Annotated in this window: 5 protein-coding genes, 22 tRNA genes and 6 rRNA genes; all 33 read right to left on the bottom strand. The window is 44.6% G+C overall.

What is annotated here, in order from left to right; all coding sequences use genetic code 11:
• Nucleotides 1-35: 35 nt before the first annotated feature.
• The 33 genes from CLOS_RS12545 to CLOS_RS12700 all read right to left on the bottom strand — a co-directional run bounded on the left by CLOS_RS12545 (nt 36) and on the right by CLOS_RS12700 (nt 18,526).
• Entirely contained in the window at nt 36-1,256 is a 1,221-nt protein-coding gene (locus CLOS_RS12545; protein WP_012160255.1) for a CdaR family protein, read from the bottom strand.
• Complete coding sequence (cdaA, locus tag CLOS_RS12550) at nt 1,249-2,052, bottom strand: diadenylate cyclase CdaA (protein ID WP_041719997.1); 804 nt, start codon at nt 2,050-2,052, stop codon at nt 1,249-1,251. Before cdaA ends, CLOS_RS12545 begins: the two co-directional genes overlap by 8 nt.
• A gap of 532 nt (nt 2,053-2,584) precedes the next feature.
• A complete protein-coding gene (locus CLOS_RS15960) occupies nt 2,585-2,737 on the bottom strand; it encodes a hypothetical protein (RefSeq protein ID WP_156774454.1) in 153 nt (50 codons plus the stop codon).
• 204 nt (nt 2,738-2,941) lie between these two features.
• Nucleotides 2,942-4,021, bottom strand: coding sequence for a shikimate 5-dehydrogenase (locus CLOS_RS12555; RefSeq protein ID WP_012160257.1), 1,080 nt, complete (start codon nt 4,019-4,021; stop codon nt 2,942-2,944).
• A 4-nt stretch (nt 4,022-4,025) separates the two neighbouring features.
• Nucleotides 4,026-5,438, bottom strand: coding sequence for an aspartate aminotransferase family protein (locus CLOS_RS12560; protein ID WP_012160258.1), 1,413 nt, complete (start codon nt 5,436-5,438; stop codon nt 4,026-4,028).
• 419 nt (nt 5,439-5,857) lie between these two features.
• Nucleotides 5,858-5,932: transfer RNA gene (locus CLOS_RS12565), tRNA-Glu, on the bottom strand.
• A 6-nt stretch (nt 5,933-5,938) separates the two neighbouring features.
• Nucleotides 5,939-6,014 (bottom strand) — tRNA-Met (locus CLOS_RS12570).
• Nucleotides 6,015-6,029: 15 nt separating this feature from the next.
• Nucleotides 6,030-6,118: transfer RNA gene (locus CLOS_RS12575), tRNA-Leu, on the bottom strand.
• A gap of 73 nt (nt 6,119-6,191) precedes the next feature.
• Nucleotides 6,192-6,266, bottom strand: a tRNA-Asn gene (locus CLOS_RS12580).
• Between the two features lie 5 nt (nt 6,267-6,271).
• Nucleotides 6,272-6,388 (bottom strand): 5S ribosomal RNA (gene rrf, locus CLOS_RS12585).
• Between the two features lie 111 nt (nt 6,389-6,499).
• Nucleotides 6,500-9,436 (bottom strand): 23S ribosomal RNA (locus CLOS_RS12590).
• 109 nt (nt 9,437-9,545) lie between these two features.
• Nucleotides 9,546-9,622: transfer RNA gene (locus CLOS_RS12595), tRNA-Ile, on the bottom strand.
• A gap of 229 nt (nt 9,623-9,851) precedes the next feature.
• Nucleotides 9,852-11,363 (bottom strand): 16S ribosomal RNA (locus tag CLOS_RS12600).
• Between the two features lie 284 nt (nt 11,364-11,647).
• Nucleotides 11,648-11,723, bottom strand: a tRNA-Phe gene (locus tag CLOS_RS12605).
• A gap of 9 nt (nt 11,724-11,732) precedes the next feature.
• Nucleotides 11,733-11,809 (bottom strand) — tRNA-Ile (locus CLOS_RS12610).
• Between the two features lie 10 nt (nt 11,810-11,819).
• Nucleotides 11,820-11,894, bottom strand: a tRNA-Gly gene (locus CLOS_RS12615).
• A 26-nt stretch (nt 11,895-11,920) separates the two neighbouring features.
• Nucleotides 11,921-12,003: transfer RNA gene (locus CLOS_RS12620), tRNA-Leu, on the bottom strand.
• A 9-nt stretch (nt 12,004-12,012) separates the two neighbouring features.
• Nucleotides 12,013-12,097 (bottom strand) — tRNA-Tyr (locus CLOS_RS12625).
• A 67-nt stretch (nt 12,098-12,164) separates the two neighbouring features.
• Nucleotides 12,165-12,241: transfer RNA gene (locus CLOS_RS12630), tRNA-Thr, on the bottom strand.
• 31 nt (nt 12,242-12,272) lie between these two features.
• Nucleotides 12,273-12,349 (bottom strand) — tRNA-Asp (locus CLOS_RS12635).
• A gap of 4 nt (nt 12,350-12,353) precedes the next feature.
• Nucleotides 12,354-12,429, bottom strand: a tRNA-Val gene (locus tag CLOS_RS12640).
• Nucleotides 12,430-12,436: 7 nt separating this feature from the next.
• A tRNA-Glu gene (locus CLOS_RS12645) sits at nt 12,437-12,511 on the bottom strand.
• A 6-nt stretch (nt 12,512-12,517) separates the two neighbouring features.
• A tRNA-Met gene (locus CLOS_RS12650) sits at nt 12,518-12,593 on the bottom strand.
• 76 nt (nt 12,594-12,669) lie between these two features.
• A tRNA-Leu gene (locus tag CLOS_RS12655) sits at nt 12,670-12,758 on the bottom strand.
• A gap of 73 nt (nt 12,759-12,831) precedes the next feature.
• Nucleotides 12,832-12,906, bottom strand: a tRNA-Asn gene (locus CLOS_RS12660).
• 6 nt (nt 12,907-12,912) lie between these two features.
• Nucleotides 12,913-13,029: ribosomal RNA gene (gene rrf / locus CLOS_RS12665) — 5S ribosomal RNA — on the bottom strand.
• 48 nt (nt 13,030-13,077) lie between these two features.
• A 23S ribosomal RNA gene (locus tag CLOS_RS12670) occupies nt 13,078-16,014 on the bottom strand.
• A 176-nt stretch (nt 16,015-16,190) separates the two neighbouring features.
• Nucleotides 16,191-16,266: transfer RNA gene (locus CLOS_RS12675), tRNA-Ala, on the bottom strand.
• A 128-nt stretch (nt 16,267-16,394) separates the two neighbouring features.
• Nucleotides 16,395-17,906, bottom strand: a 16S ribosomal RNA gene (locus CLOS_RS12680).
• Together the 16S, 23S and 5S rRNA genes with 22 tRNA genes alongside form the textbook arrangement of a ribosomal RNA operon.
• Nucleotides 17,907-18,100: 194 nt before the next feature.
• Nucleotides 18,101-18,176: transfer RNA gene (locus tag CLOS_RS12685), tRNA-Lys, on the bottom strand.
• Nucleotides 18,177-18,185: 9 nt separating this feature from the next.
• Nucleotides 18,186-18,259: transfer RNA gene (locus CLOS_RS12690), tRNA-Gly, on the bottom strand.
• A 78-nt stretch (nt 18,260-18,337) separates the two neighbouring features.
• Nucleotides 18,338-18,422 (bottom strand) — tRNA-Tyr (locus CLOS_RS12695).
• A 27-nt stretch (nt 18,423-18,449) separates the two neighbouring features.
• Nucleotides 18,450-18,526, bottom strand: a tRNA-Thr gene (locus CLOS_RS12700).
• Nucleotides 18,527-18,533: the final 7 nt, after the last annotated feature.

Here is an 18,533-nt window from a genome sequence, read left to right on the forward strand (position 1 = left end):
AAGGTTAATTATCCGGTTCTGTCTATCACTATGAATTACTGCTTTAATAATTTTATCTTTATAGATTTTGGCTCTAATCGAACTTCCGCTATATCCTTTTCTATAATAAAAGGCAATGTAACTACTGGCTCAATGGTGTATTCATTGGCACTTAGTTCTGCTAAATCCACTTCCACTCTAATAACATTCTTATCGATGGTATCCAATATGGATTTTAAGCCTGTAATCGTTATATTTAAACTCTCTGGAATACTACTCTTATCCAATTTTAAATTTTCCCCTAAATTGTTAAATAAGATGTTCTCTCTGTTAATTTTGTAGATTTTTTCCTCTAATTTTTCAACGGTTACATCCAGTTTAATCGGTGCTTCACCTTGAACAGAAACATTCTCTGGAAGCTCTAGTTTCACATGGACACTCTGATTTTCTGTCAATTGATCTAGTGTAATCTTCTCTGTAGAGACTTCAGAAATATTGTTGAGTAATTCTTCGTCCCCTCGCAGAATCACCTCTGATGCACTGAGTTTTACTTCGGTAATCTTATACCCTTCTGCTGCCTTCAGTTCGTGAACGCCTTTCACGGGTACAGATTTTAAGAAAGCAATATCTAGAGATACATCTACATACGGTGTATTTATCTTTACATTCTTTACTTCCTCACCTCTACTGTTCACTGGCTTCAATGCTAAGCTTGATGAAAGCGACCCGCCTTCTCCTGTAATATCCAATGTTGCTACTACATTTTCTACAGCATTTACATAGCTCTCTGGTCCTTCTACCCATACAGCAGTCGGTTTATATACCATCGTTCCTTGATCGAAGTTCTGCTTTGGCTTTCCTGAAATAATTACCTTTACATCCTTAGATTTTTTCACGATTCCCTCTAGATCTACCCGAATAAATCGGGGACTAATATCAATTTCAATATTACTGGGAGCAGACACTTCCAAAGGGATCGTATTGGATCCTAACTTATACCCTCGTAAATCTGCCTTTACTTGAATTTGATTTTCCTTAATTTTATATATCTCATCCCTTCGTCCCGTAATTTTTGCCCTTACAGTAAAGCCTTCTCCTCCGACTAAGGCCATATCTTGCTCTTTTAGTTCTTCTACGTTTACAAGATTTACAGGGATATTGGGGATACTTCTACTCTCCTTTGGATTAAAGGCTTCCATCACATAAATCCATAAAATAAGAGAAAAAAGAATTGAAATAATCTTGGGTGCGAGATTGTTAATACCTGTCTTATTCATCCTTCTGCCTCCATTTCATTTTTAAGAATTGTAGCTTGCGATTTTCTTCGGCCTCATAGCTTTTCAATAAGATTTCAGACAACTTTTCAACATCCAAAAATCTTCTGAGTTTTCCATTTTCAGCAATAGAAATAGATCCCGTTTCCTCGGAAACAATAACGACCATAGAATCTGATCTCTCTGTAATCCCAATTCCTGCTCGATGTCTCGTACCTAAGGCTTTACTGATATTTGGATTATCTGTCAATGGTAGAAGGCATCCAGCGGCTAAAATCTGATTCTTTCTCATAACGACAGCGCCATCATGAAGGGGCGTATTTGGAATAAAAATATTAATCAATAAACCACTGGATATTTTTCCACGAATTTCAGTTCCGGTCTCTACAACTTCACTTAATCCCGTTTCTCTTTCAATAACAATCAGTGCACCGATTTTTTGTCTCGAAAGGGATCCCACTGCCTCAGTTAATTCTGAAACAGCATTCTTTATCTCTTCTTCTTCGATATCAATGATGGACTTCGTCAGGAATTTTGTCCTACCGATATATTCTAGAGCTCTTCTCAATTCCGGTTGAAATACAATTAATATGGCAATGACTCCTACTGTCATCGTATTTCTCAAAATCCAATTGATGACATGAAGCTGAAGCCATCCACTTACCTGCGTGGCCAATAGCAATAAAATAATTCCCTTTATAAGCTGCTCGGCCCTAGTTTCTCTAATTAACATATATAATTTATAAAAAACAAAGGCAACAATTGCCATGTCGGCAATATCTCTAATCCCAATATTCATAAATAATTCCAGAACATCTTGCACGGAAAGCACCCTCTTGTCTCGATTTTTCTATATCTAAATTAAGACTTTATATATGTAGATTTCTACTCATAAAAAGTCATATTTGTTAAGTTTATTTAGTTGAATCTTTATTTCTATTTACCTAAAGATTGTTTTTTTAGAATTGTCACTCTCAGAATGGTATTTATATTTTATAATTTCATAATTTCATCTCTACCTATAATATTATCCTAAATTTTCAAAAAAGGAAATGAAGAATTTAAAATTATCTGTTCTCTTTCAAAATAAAAATTTCAATCTCAAATATTTTTAATTTCTTATTTTTTGAAAAGTTTTTAACAGCCTACCGCTGCATTTTGTAGAACAATAAAAAAAGCTTCTAGAGAAGCGTTGTAAGGAAGCTTTTTTTAACTCATTTACGGTAAAGTTCTCCTTTGAAAGCTTTTTATAAGTAGAACGTTCCTATTTGCTATAAAAAATAGGATTCTAATGAATCCTATGATTATAATATAGTCTCAACTAGAAGTTATTATTTTTTAGTCATCTCATTGATATATTCGATTTTTAATTTGGACATTTCTACATACTGTTCATATGTAATTTGCTGTTTTTCATACAGCATATCCATCACTTCCATAAAACTCTTACAGATATCCAGTATCTCTTCTCTCAAAACATCCATTATGATACTCCCCCAATTTTAGTATCTGCTCATACTTAAATCATACAATAAATGCTAAAAATTGCAAGTGAAATTATAAAATGGTATATCAGTACTAATATAGATCATGTCCTTTGTACTATATGAGCTTTCATCAATTCACTACATATTATATCGTATTATTTTATAGATTTAAATATGAATACTATTTTTTTATCACGATCTTTATACGTATACTTTTCCTATGTTATTGATAACGTCCTGTATATATCCTTCATCTACTACCTTTTCAAAACTTCTAAGTCCGGCAATTCTAAATCCATGCTTCTCTGCAAGCCGATTGATTTCATCAACCTTTTCTATTTTCATGGATCTTCCGATACTAAAGTTTTCATATTTCCCTTCTAGGGATAAAATCATAGTCTCTGCCATACAAGCATAACATAATCCCTTTGGAAATCCAAAGTTAAAATTAAAATCTACACCATCGGGCACCTGGATCACACCACCATCTATCACTAATACATCTTTTCTCTGTTCTCTCACCAACTTCGATACATCTCTTGGCCTGGCCACATCACAAACCACTGCACCACTTTTAATATATTCTGGCTTGATGATATCGTCAATACTGCTGGTTACCGTAATTACTACATCTGCATTTTTAATCCCTTCTTTTATGCTACTGCTACATTCTATTGAAATAGACTCCCCATACTTTTGAATAAATTCTTCTTTTACTGCTAAAAGCTTCTCGTTGCTTCTACTGATGATTGTTGTTTTTCTAGCCTCTCTACAAGCAAGTTCAGCACATACCTTTCCTATAGACCCCGTGGCTCCTACCACAGCAATTTCACATTCCTTTAAATTTTTATCCAGTAATCTGCATGCTTGCTTCGTCGCTTCAAATGCAGAAGCCACTGTATAAGTATTTCCTGTGGTCACAGCAATCCCTAAATTATTGGCAATCGTTACACCACCGTCCCCTATCACTGAGGTATACGCTCCAAGACCCACTATTTTTGCACCCAAGCTTTCAGCCATTTTACCTGCCTTTATTATTTTCCTTAGGACATATTCTTCTGACATTTCAATCATCATCTTTGAGGTCATTGGAACACCGACAAACCATCCCTCCGATTCTTGGTATGTACTCTTTACATTCGTAATGTGTGAGGTAATGGAGGGAGGCATACTGCGCACCAGCTTTTCTGTCATATTTTTAGGCAGTATTTTTAAAAATCCATATTTTTTATAGATATCATCAATCTCTATTGGATGAACGATAAAAGCAAAACGATTCATAGATTTATTTCCCTCCACTCACTACAGATTTTATAATATTTTTAGCGGCATTTAAAGTAATCGATCCCATACTTTTATTTCTGATGAGAATATCTTCTAATGCGTTAATAAATCGGTCCAATTGCTCATAGGTAACAGTCAGTGGTGGTTCTATTCGAATCACATTGGGATTGTTTAATGTATACGCTGTAATTATGTTATAGTGGTTCATCAATTCATTGGCTACAATAGCCCCTGTATATTCAGCAATGAGTTCTTGCATATTTTTGTTCATTAAATTATTGATTAAAGGAAATTTTATTGTGCTAAATTCCAGTCCTATCATAAGCCCTCTTCCTCTTACATCTTTTAAAATTGGATATTGTTCTCTTAATTGAACTAATTTGCTTAAGACATAGTTTCCTTTTTCTAAGGCTTCATTTTGCAAATTATTTTCTTCTATAAATTGTATTGTAGAAATACCGGCTGCTGCTGCCCATGTATTTCCACCAAAAGTAGAAGTGTGCAATAAGCATCGCTCCAAAGAACCATATGCGCTTTTCCATATTTCTTCCTTTGTTATATATGCACCGATAGGAATAATTCCTCCACTTAAGGATTTAGCAATACACATAATATCAGGCACTACATCTTCTGCATCACAAGCAAACCAATGCCCTGTTCTACCTAATCCAGTCTGTATCTCATCTGCAATCAACAATACGCCATACTGTGAACAAAGTTTTTTTGCTTTCCTTAAATAGTCCACAGGTGGAAGAATAATCCCTCCCTCACCTTGAATCGGTTCTACGATAAATGCTGCAACATCATTATATTCTTCTAAAATCAATTTTAGTGCAGATAGGTCTCCATAGGGAACCTCCGTAGCTAGGGGTACCATCGGTTCAAAATATTGCTTATACTTATCTCTTCCCGTAACCGATAATGCACCCATGGATTTTCCATGAAAAGCACCCTTACAGTAGATTACTCTGGATTTTTTGGTTGCTATTTTTGCGATCTTCAATGCACCTTCTACGGCTTCTGCACCACTGTTACAGAAAAAGGTATATTTCAAATCTCCTGGTGTTATTGTGGCTAGATTTTTTGCTAATACGCTTGTCAACGGATTCATGGCCAATTGTAATATATTGGGCATATGGTTGATCTTGTTTAATGAATCGATTATGAATTCATTATTATGTCCCACGTTCAGGGAACCGTACCCACCTAGGAAATCTAGATATTCATTTCCTTCCTTATCCCAAACAATCATATCCTTTGCCTTGACGAAATTTTTATTAAAACCCAGTGTTTTTAAAATCATGGCAAATTGCGGATTCATATATCTTCTATAGTTTTCTTCCGCTTCCTCATTGCCACATTCCAGGGCTTCCTCTATAGAGATCAATTTTTTATTATCTATTTGATTCACCATTATTCACTTCCTCGTAAAATGAATTTCAAATCTATTTACGATTTTTTCCAACTTATGGCTGATCTATTCTATTATATTGAAATAAAAATTTTTCATTTCCATTCAATAGATTTATCGCTCAGTCAACCCTAAGTTTTGGTTAGAAATTTTAGTGCCTAAAATAGAAAAAGCTTCTACAGAAGCATTCTAAGGAAGTTTTTGAAACTCATTTACGGTAAAACTCTTTTTTGTGAGCATATTGTAAATGAAGATTTTCCATTCATTATACAAAAACCTCCCTTATGAAATCTAAAGGAGGCCTTTTAAAAATATATCAACTTGTTTCTTCTTTCAATTCTTACAATAAATAAAGTGGATGCATAATTTCTTTAAAACATAAAAAAGCAAGAGACCTATATCTCTTGCTTTTTTATTTATTTTGGTGACCCCTAGGGGAATCGAACCCCTGTTACCGCCGTGAAAGGGCGGTGTCTTGACCGCTTGACCAAGAGGCCATAATTTGGTTGCGGGGGTAGGACTTGAACCTACGACCTTCGGGTTATGAGCCCGACGAGCTGCCAACTGCTCCACCCCGCGATGAATTTGTAAAAATGGTGCCGAAGACCGGAATCGAACCGGTACGATCTTGAAGGACCGCAGGATTTTAAGTCCTGTGCGTCTGCCAGTTCCGCCACTTCGGCATGCTTCAATTACCAAAATCCTTAATTTTGTGCAATTGGAGTACTCAGCATTAGCCGAGTTTCTTATTAAAAGTGGCTCCAAAGAGAGGGCTCGAACCTCCAACCTACCGGTTAACAGCCGGTTGCTCCACCATTGAGCTACTTTGGAACAATATATCGCAGCGACCTACTCTCCCAGGCAGCTTCCCGCCAAGTACCATCAGCGCTGAAGGGCTTAACTACTGTGTTCGGTATGGGAACAGGTGTGACCCCTTCGCTATAGCCACGACATGCTTTAATCACCCAAATCTTCGATTTGGTGTGAGTGGAGTACTCAGCATTAGCTGAGTTTCCTTTAAGAGAATTAATTCTCTCAAAACTGAATAATGTTAGAAAAATGTATTGGTCAAGCCCTCGACCTATTAGTACCTATCAGCTGAGTACATTACTGCACTTACACCCTAGGCCTATCAACCAGTTAGTCTATCTGGGGTCTTACTCGCTTACGCGATGGGAAATCTTATCTTGAGGGGGGCTTCGTGCTTAGATGCCTTCAGCACTTATCCCTTCCACACTTAGCTACCCAGCGGTGCTCTTGGCAGAACAACTGGTACACCAGAGGTGTGTCCATCCCGGTCCTCTCGTACTAAGGACAGCTCCTCTCAAATTTCCTGCGCCCGCGACGGATAGGGACCGAACTGTCTCACGACGTTCTGAACCCAGCTCGCGTACCACTTTAATGGGCGAACAGCCCAACCCTTGGGACCTACTACAGCCCCAGGATGTGATGAGCCGACATCGAGGTGCCAAACCTCCCCGTCGATGTGGACTCTTGGGGGAGATAAGCCTGTTATCCCCGGGGTAGCTTTTATCCGTTGAGCGATGGCCCTTCCACTCGGAACCACCGGATCACTAAGCCCGACTTTCGTCCTTGCTCGACCTGTATGTCTCGCAATCAAGCTCCCTTTTGCCTTTACACTCTACGCACGATTTCCGACCGTGCTGAGGGAACCTTTGGGCGCCTCCGTTACATTTTGGGAGGCGACCGCCCCAGTCAAACTGCCCACCAGACAGTGTCCCAAGACTGGATTCACAGTCTATGGTTAGAACTTCAGTACTACAAGAGTGGTATCCCAACGGTGACTCCACCAAGACTGGCGTCCTGGCTTCTAAGTCTCCCACCTATGCTGTACATGTAGCACCAAAATCCAATGTCAAGTTGCAGTAAAGCTCCACGGGGTCTTTCCGTCCTGTCGCGGGTAACCAGCATCTTCACTGGTATTACAATTTCACCGGGTCTATTGTTGAGACAGCGCCCAAATCGTTACGCCTTTCGTGCGGGTCGGAACTTACCCGACAAGGAATTTCGCTACCTTAGGACCGTTATAGTTACGGCCGCCGTTTACTGGGGCTTAAGTTCACTGCTTCGCTTACGCTAACAATTCCCCTTAACCTTCCAGCACCGGGCAGGCGTCAGCCCCTATACGTCGTCTTTCGACTTAGCAGAGACCTATGTTTATGATAAACAGTCGCTTGGGCCTATTCTCTGCGGCCGATTAAGGCCTCCGAGAGTAAATCTCTCAACCTCAATCGGCTCCCCTTATCCCGAAGTTACGGGGTCATTTTGCCGAGTTCCTTAACAATAGTTCTCCCGATCGTCTTAGGATTCTCTCCTCACCTACCTGTGTCGGTTTGCGGTACGGGCACCTTATTTCTCGATAGAAGCTTTTCTCGACAGTGTGGAATCAGCCAGTTCGCTACTTAAATTTCGCTCCCCATCGTATCTCAGAATTGTCTTGGGGGATTTGCCTCCCGAGACTCCCTACATACTTAGACGCACACAACCAACGGTGCGCTGAACCTATCCTACTGTGTCACTCCATCTCTAATAGCGATTTAAGGTGGTACAGGAATGTAAACCTGTTGTCCATCGCCTACGCCTTTCGGCCTGGGCTTAGGTCCCGACTAACCCTGAGCGGACGAACCTTCCTCAGGAAACCTTAGGTTTTCGACGGGCAGGATTCTCACCTGCCTCTCGTTACTCATGCCAACATTCTCACTTCTATAGCGTCCACTGCTCCTCACGGTACAGCTTCAACCACTATAGAACGCTCGCCTACCATCCTTGCGGATCCATAGCTTCGGTGATACGTTTGAGCCCCGGACATTTTCGGCGCAGAATCACTCGACCAGTGAGCTATTACGCACTCTTTAAATGAATGGCTGCTTCTAAGCCAACATCCTGGTTGTCTGTGCAACTCCACATCCTTTTCCACTTAACGTATACTTTGGGACCTTAGCTGATGGTCTGGGCTGTTGCCCTCTTGACTACGGATCTTATCACTCGTAGTCTGACTCCCGATTAAAAGTTCACGGCATTCGGAGTTTGATAGGTTTTGGTAACCGGTGAAGGCCCCTAGACCATTCAGTGCTCTACCTCCGTAACTCTAAACATCGAGGCTAGCCCTAAAGCTATTTCGGCGAGAACCAGCTATCTCCGGGCTCGATTGGAATTTCACCGCTACCCACAGTTCATCCGGTGACTTTTCAACGTCAATCGGTTCGGACCTCCACGAAATTTTACTTCCGCTTCATCCTGACCATGGGTAGGTCGCCCGGTTTCGGGTCTACGGCATGAAACTATATCGCCCTATTAAGACTCGGTTTCCCTACGGCTTCGCACCTAAAGTGCTTAACCTTGCTCCATACCGTAACTCGTTGGCCCGTTCTACAAAAAGTACGCGGTCACACATATAAAGTGCTCCCACAGTTTGTAAGCAGAAGGTTTCAGGTTCTATTTCACTCCCCTTCCGGGGTTCTTTTCACCTTTCCCTCACGGTACTATACGCTATCGGTCACCAGGTAGTATTTAGCCTTGGGGGGTGGTCCCCCCTGCTTCCCACAAGGTTTCACGTGCCTCGTGGTACTCTGGATCACGGCCTAGATTGTTACTGTTTCATATACAGGACTATTACCCTCTGTGGTGGGTCTTTCCAAACCTCTTCTATTACAGTAAGTTTTCCGTTGTGGCCGGTCCTCAACCCCCATAGAGAAAACCCTATGGGTTTGGGCTTTTCCCCTTTCGCTCGCCGCTACTGAGGGAATCGATTTTTCTTTCTCTTCCTCAGGGTACTTAGATGTTTCAGTTCCCCTGGTATGTCTTCCATTACCTATGAATTGAGTAGTGGATACTTAAGTATTAACCTAAGTAGGTTTCCCCATTCGGAAATCCCCGGATCAAAACTTGCTTGCAGTTCCCCGAGGCTTATCGCAGCTTACCACGTCCTTCATCGACTCCTGGTGCCAAGGCATCCGCCTTCTGCCCTTATTAGCTTGACCAAAGCTATATATATGAACTACATAAATTAAATTATATAGTTACATTCTTGTTTCTTTGTTACTTCATCAATTGTTTCTCTAACATTATTCAGTTTTCAAAGAACTATATTGGTGGGCTCAAGTGGACTCGAACCACCGACCTCACGCTTATCAGGCGTGCGCTCTAACCACCTGAGCTATGAGCCCATTTTTTCAATTTTCCAAATTTCACATTGGCTATTCTTGAAAAATAAAAGTCTTTCAAAATTAAAAGGTCGTCTATTGCTATCGCAATGACTCCCGTTGCACTTAAAATCTTCCGATTTTCAAGTGTTTGAAATTTTACCAATTTCCAACACCAAAGCTAGAAACTGATATTTAAAGGACTTTAAAGTCCCTCAAAACTAAACAGTATAGATTCGCCATTTCTCCTTAGAAAGGAGGTGATCCAGCCGCACCTTCCGATACGGCTACCTTGTTACGACTTCACCCCAGTCATTAGCTTCACCTTCGACAGCTTCCTCCTTACGGTTAGATAGCTGGCTTCGGGTGCTTCCAACTCCCATGGTGTGACGGGCGGTGTGTACAAGACCCGGGAACGCATTCACCGCGACATTCTGATCCGCGATTACTAGCAACTCCAACTTCATGTGGGCGAGTTTCAGCCCACAATCCGAACTGGGACCGATTTTGTAGGATTTGCTCCAGATTACTCTTTCGCTGCCCGTTGTATCGGCCATTGTAGCACGTGTGTAGCCCTGAACATAAGGGGCATGATGATTTGACGTCATCCCCACCTTCCTCCGAGTTATCCCCGGCAGTCTCTCTAGAGTGCCCAACTTAATGATGGCAACTAAAGACAAGGGTTGCGCTCGTTGCGGGACTTAACCCAACATCTCACGACACGAGCTGACGACAACCATGCACCACCTGTCTCCTCTGTCCCCGAAGGGAAGGATTCGGTTAAGAATCGGTCAGAGGGATGTCAAGTCCAGGTAAGGTTCTTCGCGTTGCTTCGAATTAAACCACATGCTCCGCTGCTTGTGCGGGTCCCCGTCAATTCCTTTGAGTTTCATACTTGCGTACGTACTCCCCAGGCGGAGTGCTTAATGCGTTAACTTCGGCACCGAGGTTCGACCCCCAACACCTAGCACTCATCGTTTACGGCGTGGACTACCAGGGTATCTAATCCTGTTCGCTACCCACGCTTTCGTGCCTCAGCGTCAGTTGCAGTCCAGAGAGTCGCCTTCGCCACTGGTGTTCCTCCTAATATCTACGCATTTCACCGCTACACTAGGAATTCCACTCTCCTCTCCTGCACTCAAGCCCTACAGTTTCAAAGGCTTACTACGGTTGAGCCGTAGCCTTTGACCTCTGACCTATAGGGCAGCCTACGCACCCTTTACGCCCAATGATTCCGGATAACGCTTGCCCCCTACGTATTACCGCGGCTGCTGGCACGTAGTTAGCCGGGGCTTCCTCCTAAGGTACCGTCATTATCTTCCCTTAGGACAGAGCTTTACGACCCGAAGGCCTTCATCGCTCACGCGGCGTTGCTGCATCAGGGTTTCCCCCATTGTGCAATATTCCCCACTGCTGCCTCCCGTAGGAGTCTGGACCGTGTCTCAGTTCCAGTGTGGCCGTTCACCCTCTCAGGCCGGCTACTGATCGTCGCCTTGGTGAGCCATTACCTCACCAACTAGCTAATCAGACGCGGGCCCATCCTGTACCGAAGTTCTTTGACCTTTTAGGGATGCCCCCAAAAGGCGTCATGGGGTATTAGCAATGGTTTCCCATTGTTATCCCCCTGTACAGGGTAGGTTGCCCACGCGTTACTCACCCGTCCGCCGCTAAGAATCCAAAGTAAACTTCTTCATCTCCGCTCGACTTGCATGTGTTAGGCACGCCGCCAGCGTTCATCCTGAGCCAGGATCAAACTCTCAATTAAAAATTGTTTGAATTTCTGGGTTCCATTCTTTAAAATGGATTGCTCAGTTTTAAACTGACTTTAAAAATTTTGGCTTAAATCTATACTGTTTAGTTTTCAAAGACCTTTTTTTGTGTGCCGCCTTGTTTCGGCGACTTTCTTAATATATCACACTTGAAATCTTATGTCAATAACTTTTTTTATTTTTTTGTCGAATATTACATTTTTTATCCGATCAATTCTATAAAAAGCAAACCCATTATAGACAATAAAAAAGAGAGTTATTCAATATCTAATCTCTCAAATGGTGCCCAGAGGCGGAATCGAACCACCGACACGGGGATTTTCAGTCCCCTGCTCTACCGACTGAGCTATCTGGGCTTTTAAAACTGGTGGGCTCAAGTGGACTCGAACCACCGACCTCACGCTTATCAGGCGTGCGCTCTAACCACCTGAGCTATGAGCCCCTAATTAAAATGGAGCGGAAGACGGGACTCGAACCCGCGACCCTCGCCTTGGCAAGGCGATGCTCTACCACTGAGCCACTTCCGCATGTTTTTTAATTTTTTAAAAAAATATGGTGCGGGTGAAGGGAGTCGAACCCCCACGGTTTCCCGCTAGATCCTAAGTCTAGTGCGTCTGCCAATTCCGCCACACCCGCATATTTTATTGGTGGAGGGAGAAGGATTCGAACCTTCGAAGTCGTTGACAACAGATTTACAGTCTGCCCCCTTTGGCCGCTCGGGAACCCCTCCTTGTTTTAACCACCAGATATTTAACTTGTTTCAAATGAAATCTTTATGTTCACTTTTAAAATAAAAATGGAGCTGGTGATGGGATTCGAACCCGCGACCTGCTGATTACAAATCAGCTGCTCTGGCCAACTGAGCTACACCAGCATGCTAAATGATGCTTCTTTTTATTTAAAAATGGCGATCCGGAAGGGGCTCGAACCCTCGACCTCCAGCGTGACAGGCTGGCATTCTAACCAACTGAACTACCGGACCATTTTGGTGGGCGCAACAGGACTTGAACCTGTGACCCCCTGCTTGTAAGGCAGGTGCTCTCCCAGCTGAGCTATGCGCCCAAAATTTTGGTGACCCCTAGGGGAATCGAACCCCTGTTACCGCCGTGAAAGGGCGGTGTCTTGACCGCTTGACCAAGGGGCCATAATTTGGTTGCGGGGGTAGGACTTGAACCTACGACCTTCGGGTTATGAGCCCGACGAGCTGCCAACTGCTCCACCCCGCGATGTGTTTCAATCATCTAAATCTTCGATTTAGTTTGATTGGAGTACTCGATACTAGCCGAGTTTGAATTTAAAAGTTGGTGCCGAAGACCGGAATCGAACCGGTACGATCTTGAAGGACCGCAGGATTTTAAGTCCTGTGCGTCTGCCAGTTCCGCCACTTCGGCATGCTTCAATTACCAAAATCCTTAATTTTGTGCAATTGGAGTACTCAGTATTAGCCGAGTTTCTTATTAAAAATGGCTCCAGAGAGAGGGCTCGAACCTCCAACCTACCGGTTAACAGCCGGGTGCTCCACCATTGAGCTACTCTGGAACAATAATATCGCAGCGACCTACTCTCCCAGGCAGCTTCCCGCCAAGTACCATCAGCGCTGAAGGGCTTAACTACTGTGTTCGGTATGGGAACAGGTGTGACCCCTTCGCTATAGCCACGACATTATTGAGAGATAGTACTCTCAAAACTGAATAATGTTAGAAAAATGTATTGGTCAAGCCCTCGACCTATTAGTACCTATCAGCTGAGTACATTACTGCACTTACACCCTAGGCCTATCAACCAGTTAGTCTATCTGGGGTCTTACTCGCTTACGCGATGGGAAATCTTATCTTGAGGGGGGCTTCGTGCTTAGATGCCTTCAGCACTTATCCCTTCCACACTTAGCTACCCAGCGGTGCTCTTGGCAGAACAACTGGTACACCAGAGGTGTGTCCATCCCGGTCCTCTCGTACTAAGGACAGCTCCTCTCAAATTTCCTGCGCCCGCGACGGATAGGGACCGAACTGTCTCACGACGTTCTGAACCCAGCTCGCGTACCACTTTAATGGGCGAACAGCCCAACCCTTGGGACCTACTACAGCCCCAGGATGTGATGAGCCGACATCGAGGTGCCAAACCTCCCCGTCGATGTGGACTCTTGGGGGAGATAAGCCTGTTATCCCCGGGGTAGCTTTTATCCGTTGAGCGATGGCCCTTCCACTCGGAACCACCGGATCACTAAGCCCGACTTTCGTCCTTGCTCGACCTGTATGTCTCGCAATCAAGCTCCCTTTTGCCTTTACACTCTACGCACGATTTCCGACCGTGCTGAGGGAACCTTTGGGCGCCTCCGTTACATTTTGGGAGGCGACCGCCCCAGTCAAACTGCCCACCAGACAGTGTCCCAAGACTGGATTCACAGTCTATGGTTAGAACTTCAGTACTACAAGAGTGGTATCCCAACGGTGACTCCACCAAGACTGGCGTCCTGGCTTCTAAGTCTCCCACCTATGCTGTACATGTAGCACCAAAATCCAATGTCAAGTTGCAGTAAAGCTCCACGGGGTCTTTCCGTCCTGTCGCGGGTAACCAGCATCTTCACTGGTATTACAATTTCACCGGGTCTATTGTTGAGACAGCGCCCAAATCGTTACGCCTTTCGTGCGGGTCGGAACTTACCCGACAAGGAATTTCGCTACCTTAGGACCGTTATAGTTACGGCCGCCGTTTACTGGGGCTTAAGTTCACTGCTTCGCTTACGCTAACAATTCCCCTTAACCTTCCAGCACCGGGCAGGCGTCAGCCCCTATACGTCGTCTTTCGACTTAGCAGAGACCTATGTTTATGATAAACAGTCGCTTGGGCCTATTCTCTGCGGCCGATTAAGGCCTCCGAGAGTAAATCTCTCAACCTCAATCGGCTCCCCTTATCCCGAAGTTACGGGGTCATTTTGCCGAGTTCCTTAACAATAGTTCTCCCGATCGTCTTAGGATTCTCTCCTCACCTACCTGTGTCGGTTTGCGGTACGGGCACCTTATTTCTCGATAGAAGCTTTTCTCGACAGTGTGGAATCAGCCAGTTCGCTACTTAAATTTCGCTCCCCATCGTATCTCAGAATTGTCTTGGGGGATTTGCCTCCCGAGACTCCCTACATACTTAGACGCACACAACCAACGGTGCGCTGAACCTATCCTACTGTGTCACTCCATCTCTAATAGCGATTTAAGGTGGTACAGGAATGTAAACCTGTTGTCCATCGCCTACGCCTTTCGGCCTGGGCTTAGGTCCCGACTAACCCTGAGCGGACGAACCTTCCTCAGGAAACCTTAGGTTTTCGACGGGCAGGATTCTCACCTGCCTCTCGTTACTCATGCCAACATTCTCACTTCTATAGCGTCCACTGCTCCTCACGGTACAGCTTCAACCACTATAGAACGCTCGCCTACCATCCTTGCGGATCCATAGCTTCGGTGATACGTTTGAGCCCCGGACATTTTCGGCGCAGAATCACTCGACCAGTGAGCTATTACGCACTCTTTAAATGAATGGCTGCTTCTAAGCCAACATCCTGGTTGTCTGTGCAACTCCACATCCTTTTCCACTTAACGTATACTTTGGGACCTTAGCTGATGGTCTGGGCTGTTGCCCTCTTGACTACGGATCTTATCACTCGTAGTCTGACTCCCGATTAAAAGTTCACGGCATTCGGAGTTTGATAGGTTTTGGTAACCGGTGAAGGCCCCTAGACCATTCAGTGCTCTACCTCCGTAACTCTAAACATCGAGGCTAGCCCTAAAGCTATTTCGGCGAGAACCAGCTATCTCCGGGCTCGATTGGAATTTCACCGCTACCCACAGTTCATCCGGTGACTTTTCAACGTCAATCGGTTCGGACCTCCACGAAATTTTACTTCCGCTTCATCCTGACCATGGGTAGGTCGCCCGGTTTCGGGTCTACGGCATGAAACTATATCGCCCTATTAAGACTCGGTTTCCCTACGGCTTCGCACCTAAAGTGCTTAACCTTGCTCCATACCGTAACTCGTTGGCCCGTTCTACAAAAAGTACGCGGTCACACATATAAAGTGCTCCCACAGTTTGTAAGCAGAAGGTTTCAGGTTCTATTTCACTCCCCTTCCGGGGTTCTTTTCACCTTTCCCTCACGGTACTATACGCTATCGGTCACCAGGTAGTATTTAGCCTTGGGGGGTGGTCCCCCCTGCTTCCCACAAGGTTTCACGTGCCTCGTGGTACTCTGGATCACGGCCTAGATTGTTACTGTTTCATATACAGGACTATTACCCTCTGTGGTGGGTCTTTCCAAACCTCTTCTATTACAGTAAGTTTTCCGTTGTGGCCGGTCCTCAACCCCCATAGAGAAAACCCTATGGGTTTGGGCTTTTCCCCTTTCGCTCGCCGCTACTGAGGGAATCGATTTTTCTTTCTCTTCCTCAGGGTACTTAGATGTTTCAGTTCCCCTGGTATGTCTTCCATTACCTATGAATTGAGTAGTGGATACTTAAGTATTAACCTAAGTAGGTTTCCCCATTCGGAAATCCCCGGATCAAAACTTGCTTGCAGTTCCCCGAGGCTTATCGCAGCTTACCACGTCCTTCATCGACTCCTGGTGCCAAGGCATCCGCCTTCTGCCCTTATTAGCTTGACCAAAGCTATATATATGAACTACATAAATTGAATTATATAGTTGCATTCTTGTTTCTTTGTTACTTCATCAATTGTTTCTCTAACATTATTCAGTTTTCAAAGAACTAACTGTCCGCGTTAGCGGAATAATATAATACCAATTTTAATGTCTTTTGTCAACATTGTTGTTGGTATTTTTGGTGGAGACGAGGAGAGTCGAACTCCTGACCCCCTGCTTGCAAGGCAGGTGCTCTCCCAACTGAGCTACGCCCCCATGGTTGCTTCAATCTCCCAAATCTGTGATTTGGTGTGATTGGAGTACTCGGCATTAGCCGAGTTTCATTTTAAGAGATTTTAAGGTCTCTCAAAACTAAACAGTATAGATTCGCCATTTCTCCTTAGAAAGGAGGTGATCCAGCCGCACCTTCCGATACGGCTACCTTGTTACGACTTCACCCCAGTCATTAGCTTCACCTTCGACAGCTTCCTCCTTACGGTTAGATAGCTGGCTTCGGGTGCTTCCAACTCCCATGGTGTGACGGGCGGTGTGTACAAGACCCGGGAACGCATTCACCGCGACATTCTGATCCGCGATTACTAGCAACTCCAACTTCATGTGGGCGAGTTTCAGCCCACAATCCGAACTGGGACCGATTTTGTAGGATTTGCTCCAGATTACTCTTTCGCTGCCCGTTGTATCGGCCATTGTAGCACGTGTGTAGCCCTGAACATAAGGGGCATGATGATTTGACGTCATCCCCACCTTCCTCCGAGTTATCCCCGGCAGTCTCTCTAGAGTGCCCAACTTAATGATGGCAACTAAAGACAAGGGTTGCGCTCGTTGCGGGACTTAACCCAACATCTCACGACACGAGCTGACGACAACCATGCACCACCTGTCTCCTCTGTCCCCGAAGGGAAGGATTCGGTTAAGAATCGGTCAGAGGGATGTCAAGTCCAGGTAAGGTTCTTCGCGTTGCTTCGAATTAAACCACATGCTCCGCTGCTTGTGCGGGTCCCCGTCAATTCCTTTGAGTTTCATACTTGCGTACGTACTCCCCAGGCGGAGTGCTTAATGCGTTAACTTCGGCACCGAGGTTCGACCCCCAACACCTAGCACTCATCGTTTACGGCGTGGACTACCAGGGTATCTAATCCTGTTCGCTACCCACGCTTTCGTGCCTCAGCGTCAGTTGCAGTCCAGAGAGTCGCCTTCGCCACTGGTGTTCCTCCTAATATCTACGCATTTCACCGCTACACTAGGAATTCCACTCTCCTCTCCTGCACTCAAGCCCTACAGTTTCAAAGGCTTACTACGGTTGAGCCGTAGCCTTTGACCTCTGACCTATAGGGCAGCCTACGCACCCTTTACGCCCAATGATTCCGGATAACGCTTGCCCCCTACGTATTACCGCGGCTGCTGGCACGTAGTTAGCCGGGGCTTCCTCCTAAGGTACCGTCATTATCTTCCCTTAGGACAGAGCTTTACGACCCGAAGGCCTTCATCGCTCACGCGGCGTTGCTGCATCAGGGTTTCCCCCATTGTGCAATATTCCCCACTGCTGCCTCCCGTAGGAGTCTGGACCGTGTCTCAGTTCCAGTGTGGCCGTTCACCCTCTCAGGCCGGCTACTGATCGTCGCCTTGGTGAGCCATTACCTCACCAACTAGCTAATCAGACGCGGGCCCATCCTGTACCGAAGTTCTTTGACCTTTTAGGGATGCCCCCAAAAGGCGTCATGGGGTATTAGCAATGGTTTCCCATTGTTATCCCCCTGTACAGGGTAGGTTGCCCACGCGTTACTCACCCGTCCGCCGCTAAGAATCCAAAGTAAACTTTTTCATCTCCGCTCGACTTGCATGTGTTAGGCACGCCGCCAGCGTTCATCCTGAGCCAGGATCAAACTCTCAATTAAAAATTGTTTGAATTTCTGGGTTCCATTTTTTATAAATGGATTGCTCAGTTTTAAACTGACTTTAAAAATTTTGGCTTAAATCTATACTGTTTAGTTTTCAAAGACCTTTTTTGTATACCTCACTTTTCCGAGGCTTTTTTTAATATACCACGTTCGAAATATTTTGTCAATACTTCGTTTTGTTTTTTTGAAAATGGTGACCCATCCGCGACTCGAACGCGGGACACCCTGATTAAAAGTCAGGTGCTCTACCGACTGAGCTAATGGGTCCTGTTTTTTTGGAGCGGGTGAAGGGAATCGAACCCTCGCGATCAGCTTGGAAGGCTGACGTTCTACCATTGAACTACACCCGCAGAGTGTTTGATGGTTCATGCAACACAGCTTGTGTAAAGGTAAGATACAGCACTTGCTGAATTCTATTATTTTTTTAGTGGTGGAGGGAGAAGGATTCGAACCTTCGAAGTCGTTGACAACAGATTTACAGTCTGCCCCCTTTGGCCGCTCGGGAACCCCTCCATATTACTTTGTAGTTTTTTAAAAAAATGGAGCTGGTGATGGGATTCGAACCCGCGACCTGCTGATTACAAATCAGCTGCTCTGGCCAACTGAGCTACACCAGCATGTTTT

It is taken from the genome of Alkaliphilus oremlandii OhILAs, assembly GCF_000018325.1.
Lineage (GTDB): Bacteria > Bacillota > Clostridia > Peptostreptococcales > Natronincolaceae > Alkaliphilus_B > Alkaliphilus_B oremlandii.